The sequence below is a fragment of the Bartonella sp. ML69XJBT genome (assembly GCF_028618515.1).
Classification (GTDB): Bacteria; Pseudomonadota; Alphaproteobacteria; order Rhizobiales; family Rhizobiaceae; genus Bartonella.
On the sequence record NZ_JAQITB010000093.1, the window covers coordinates 1 to 2,104 of the forward strand.

At 45.2% G+C, this 2,104-nt stretch carries 1 protein-coding gene; it reads right to left on the bottom strand.

Annotated features, from left to right (window positions below; genetic code table 11):
- The coding region (locus tag PVV68_RS10165; protein WP_273783013.1) for a hemagglutinin repeat-containing protein at window positions 1-2,104 on the bottom strand (2,104 nt) is incomplete at both ends.

Here is a 2,104-nt window from a genome sequence, read left to right on the forward strand (position 1 = left end):
GGCGTGCCGTGATGTGTGATTGTGTGGAAGTATTTTCCCATTGATCGCCCGTATCTTTGGCGCTTGCAATTCCAACACCTACAGAAGCACCGCTGTTGCTCTTTTCAAACTGAATGCCAAAGCCTGTGCGTTCTTCCTTTGAATTTGTGCTATGACTATTCTGACCAGGGGAAACGTTCACATCATGGGCTGCCGAAAGCTTAATATCTTCGTTCGCCATAAAGTCAGAACCCACCACGTTCACATCTTCTTTTATAGCGGTGATGGTAATATTTTTTCCATTGAGAGAAGAGCCTTGATGTTCAAAGCTTTCCTCATTTTCTGTCTTTCCCTCACTCCCATATATCGACACAAAGCCCTTGCCTGATCCCACACCAAAACCGGTTTCATGGGTTTCTGAATGGCTCTTATGATGGTCTGTCATGCCATTAATCGTTACATTTTCTGCCGCAACATTGATGTCTTGATCTGCAATCATATGAGAAGCCGTAATTGTGGCATCTTTTTTTGCTTGCAAATCAATATTGCCCGTCGCCAAAAAAATGGAGGAAACCGTTGTGGTATGGGATTCAGCTGTATTGGAAGATTCCTCATGCAAAAAACCACTTTTTGAGGATTGTTGTTGCTGATCATACTTCTCTTGCGCACCTTTGATGAGAATATTTCCCCCAGAGTGAATAGAAATATTCGCTTGTTCCTGATCAGATGTTTCCCCTGGCTTACCAGCTATGAGCATCGAGGCGACAACTTCCGTGTTGTTTCCTGAATCAATGGCAACGCCTTTGCCTCCAGATATCAATGAACCAGAAACTTCTGTTGCATCCATCTTGTTATGTTCGGATTTGCTGCTGCTGAACACCCCACCCTCTTTATGGTAGTTCATCTCATAATGTAAGCTATTTTCCGCATTGTTGATGAGAATATCTTGGCTTGCTTTCAACCCCACCTTGCCATCAGCTGCAATGGAACTGCCCGTAATGGTGAGATCATGTGGTTTGCCATCCTGCCCCGCAATAGCGGTGATATCACCCCCAGATTTTATCGAAGAACCAACAGCAACAGAGGCTTGCATATCCACTTTAAGATTTTTATCCTGAAGATGATACTCCATCTCATCGGCTTTAGTATCTATTGTGATATCCCCTTGAGCACCAAGAGCAACATTACCCTTTGCTTCTATATCGGAGGCAGAAATATGGATATCTTTTCCGGATATGACCGTGGTATCTTTGCCAGAGCTCAAATGAGAACCATTATGGACAGCAACATGGGAGCTTTGATCCCCCCGATGGCTATTGGCACTGTTGCGTGTGGCATCAATTGAAACATTGTCTTTTGCTTGTAAGAAAAGATTATCCTGTGCTTGAACTTCAGAGCCTAAAATATTCAGATCTTTTCCAGAGATAAGCGTTGTTGAGCCCCCAGAATGGACTTCTGATTGTTGATGCATGGAGGCATCACCCTGTGCATCATGATGCTCGGTTTTGACGGCACCGATCGTCAAATTGCCCTGCTCTGTGGCCATGGCAAGATCACCCCCTGTGGTGATTTTTACCCCCGAAGCTGTAATATCTTGCTTGGCAAGAACTGTCGCATTGCCCCCGGAAGACAAGGCATCGGTGTTTAAAACAGTCTCCACACCATCAACCCTTGTGCGCCCTGCATCCAAACGAATAGTGTTCTGTGCAACTAAAACAGCATCATTTCCGGCGGCAAAATGCCCCCCTTTACCCAAAATATCATCACTGTGCACAGATAAATTATGGGTAGCGCTTATTCGCCCTGAATTCACCAGATCTTTGCTGGTGATATTGACATCATCACCCATCATCAAAGCCCCAGCAGAAACAAAGGAGGCTCTGTCTTTTTCTGGGATGTAAAGCACCGGTGCATAAACATCCATGCCCTTGACCTGTTGGTGTACATAAATCACCATCGGCGCTTCTAGCAAAGCCAATTGTTCTTCACTTAAAGGCTCACCGAAGGGGAGATTGTGGGCTTTGGCATAATCTGCCCCACTATCCAGCAGGCTTTTGACTTGCTCGATCGAATCTTTTCCCGGAATAAACGATCCTTTGCCTAAACCTTGCCCTACAAGATCACG